General features: G+C 62.1%; 2 protein-coding genes. Both read right to left on the reverse strand.

Features of this window, described 5'->3' with window-relative positions:
* Nucleotides 1-113: 113 nt before the first annotated feature.
* Entirely contained in the window at nt 114-1,610 is a 1,497-nt protein-coding gene (locus CAK78_RS10840) for an aldehyde dehydrogenase (RefSeq protein WP_094697268.1), read from the reverse strand.
* A 263-nt stretch (nt 1,611-1,873) separates the two neighbouring features.
* Nucleotides 1,874-2,416, reverse strand: a complete 543-nt coding sequence (locus CAK78_RS10845) for a cupin domain-containing protein (protein WP_011704252.1) — start codon at nt 2,414-2,416, stop codon at nt 1,874-1,876.
* Between the last annotated feature and the right edge of the window lie 88 nt (nt 2,417-2,504).

A 2,504-nucleotide genomic window follows, 5' to 3' on the forward strand; every position in this document is an offset into this window, starting at 1 on the left:
ATTTAAGGGCTTGTCTATTTGATGATTATATCGATTGAGGCCGGCGATGAAAGGGTAAAAATGAAAAAGGGGGATTTCTCCCCCTTTTCGATAAATGAGCGTCATTTCTGATGCTATTCGAGCTGGATCCAGGTGCTTTTCAGCTCGGTGTACTTCTCCAGTGCATGCAGCGACTTGTCGCGACCGTTGCCGGACTGCTTGAAACCGCCGAACGGCATGGTCATGTCACCGCCATCCCAGTTGTTGACGAACACGGTACCGGCGCGCAGGGCGCGGGAGCCCTTCACCGCCTTGTTGAGATCCGCCGTCCAGATTGCGGCTGCCAGACCGTAGTCGGTGTCGTTGCCAAGCGCAATGGCCTCTTCCAGGGTGTCGAAGCCGGTCACCGCCAGCACGGGGCCGAAGATCTCCTCGCGGAAGATGCGCATCTCTGGGGTCACGTCGTCGAAGATGGTGGGTTCGATATAGAAGCCACCGCTCTCGGTATTGGTGCGCTTGCCCCCCAGCAGCAGCTTGGCCCCCTCCTGCTGGCCGATGGCGATGTAGTTGAGCACCTGCTCCATCTGGATGTGGTCTACCATGGCGCCGATGCGGGTGGTGGGGTCGAGCGGGTTGGCCGAGATCCACTCGCGGGCATGGGCCAGCAGCCGCTCCATGAACTGCGGTTTGATGCTGTTTTGCACCAGCAGGCGGGAGGCGGCGGTGCACACCTCGCCCTGGTTGTAGAAGATGGCGCCGGCTGCACTGCGGGCGGCGGCGTCCAGATCCGGCGCATCCGCCAGCACTATGTTGGGGCTCTTGCCGCCGCACTCCATGAAGGCGCGCTTGAGGTTCGACTTGCCGGAGCACTGCACCAGATGCTTGCCGATCTTGGTGGAGCCGGTGAAGGTGATGCAGTCGACGTCCATGTGCATGGCTAGCGCCTCACCGACCGTGTGGCCGAAGCCGGGCAGCACGTTGAACACGCCGTCTGGGATGCCAGCCTCCTTGGCCAGACCAGCGATGCGCAGGGCGGTGAGCGGGGATTTCTCGGAGGGTTTGAGGATCACCGAGTTGCCGGTGGCGAGCGCCGGGCCCAGCTTCCAGCAGGCCATCACCAGCGGGAAGTTCCACGGCACGATGGCGGCCACGACGCCGAGCGGCTCGCGGGTTACCAGCGCCAGGGCGGACTCCTCGACCGGCGCGACCTGATCGTAGATCTTGTCGATGGCCTCGGCGTTCCAGGCGATGCAGTTGGCGGCGGCGGGGGCGTCATAACCCATGACGTCACCGATGGGCTTGCCCATGTCGAGCGACTCCAGCAGCGCCAGCTCCACCAGATTGAGCCGCATCAGTTCGGCGAAGCGCTGCAGGATCTGCTTGCGCTGCTTGGGCGACAGACCGCTCCAGCGTTTGTCGGCAAAGGCGGCGCGGGCGGCCTGCACCGCCAGTTCGGCATCGGCGGCGTCGCAGGCGGCAACCTTGGTCAGCAGCTTGCCGTTGGCCGGGTTGATGCAGTCGAAGGTGGCGCCGTTGATGGCGTCGCGGTAGCTGCCGTCGATGAAGGCTTGCGAGGGCAGGGTCAGGTGGGCGGCCTTGTGTTGCCACTGGGCCAGGGTCAGGTCACTCATGTTCACTCCTTGAACCGGCAAAAAGTCAGTTTCCGCGTATCAATATGCTAAACATCCTGCCGCTTGTAAATCCATCTTGTAACAATTCATTAAACACCCTGTCGGTTTGGCTTCACTAGAAACCCATCCCGATGAGGGTGTTCGGCGGGGCAAACCGCACCGCAAGGGCGGGTCGTCGACGCCTGTCAAACCGACGCCCGGTGCTAAGGGGCTGGTCGTAGTGCTGGGTCCGCCAAGGGGCGGGATCTCCCCTCTGCCATGGCTTAGAAGCTGGCGGGGGTGTTGGCCGAGATCAGCACGCATTCGTGCTCATCCACATTGCGAAAACGGTGCGGGGTGCGGCTGTCGAAGTAGTAGCCGTCCCCCGGCGTCAGCAGATAGACCTGCTCGCCGACGGTGACCTCCACCTGGCCCTGGATGACGATGCCGCACTCTTCGCCTTCGTGGCTCAGCATGTCATCGCCGGTGTCGGCGCCCGGTGGCAGTATCTCCTGCATCATGCCGATGGCGCGGTTGGCGCGGCTGTGGCCCACCAGGCGGTAGCTGATGGGGTGGGTGCCGAGATCCGGCATGTCGGCGGCGCGGAAGATCACCTCGGAATCCATCTCCGTCTCATCGGTGAAGAAGGTGGCCAGCGACATGGGAATGCCTTCCAGCACCTTGCGCAGGGAGGCGACCGAGGGGCTCACCTGATTTTTCTCGATCTGGGAGATAAAGCCGTTGGTCACACCGGAGCGTTTGGCCAGCTCGCGCTGGGAGAGGGCGGCTTTGGTGCGAACCGCCTTGAGGCGGTGACCGATATCCATCGATAGACACTCCTTGACTGTTTACTATTATTAAATTTGTGTTAAATATCTTATACCACCCCGTGCAGTGCAGCTAGCCGGGTGACAC

The organism is Aeromonas sp. A35_P (assembly GCF_002259925.1).
GTDB classification, from domain to species: Bacteria; Pseudomonadota; Gammaproteobacteria; order Enterobacterales; family Aeromonadaceae; genus Aeromonas; species Aeromonas dhakensis.

What these genes read in the sequence shown, in the direction of transcription:
- CAK78_RS10840 (WP_094697268.1), bottom strand. Translation starts at nt 1,610, where the DNA reads ATGAGTGACCTGACCCTGGCCCAGTGGCAACACAAGGCCGCCCACCTG.
- CAK78_RS10845 (WP_011704252.1), bottom strand. Translation starts at nt 2,416, where the DNA reads ATGGATATCGGTCACCGCCTCAAGGCGGTTCGCACCAAAGCCGCCCTC.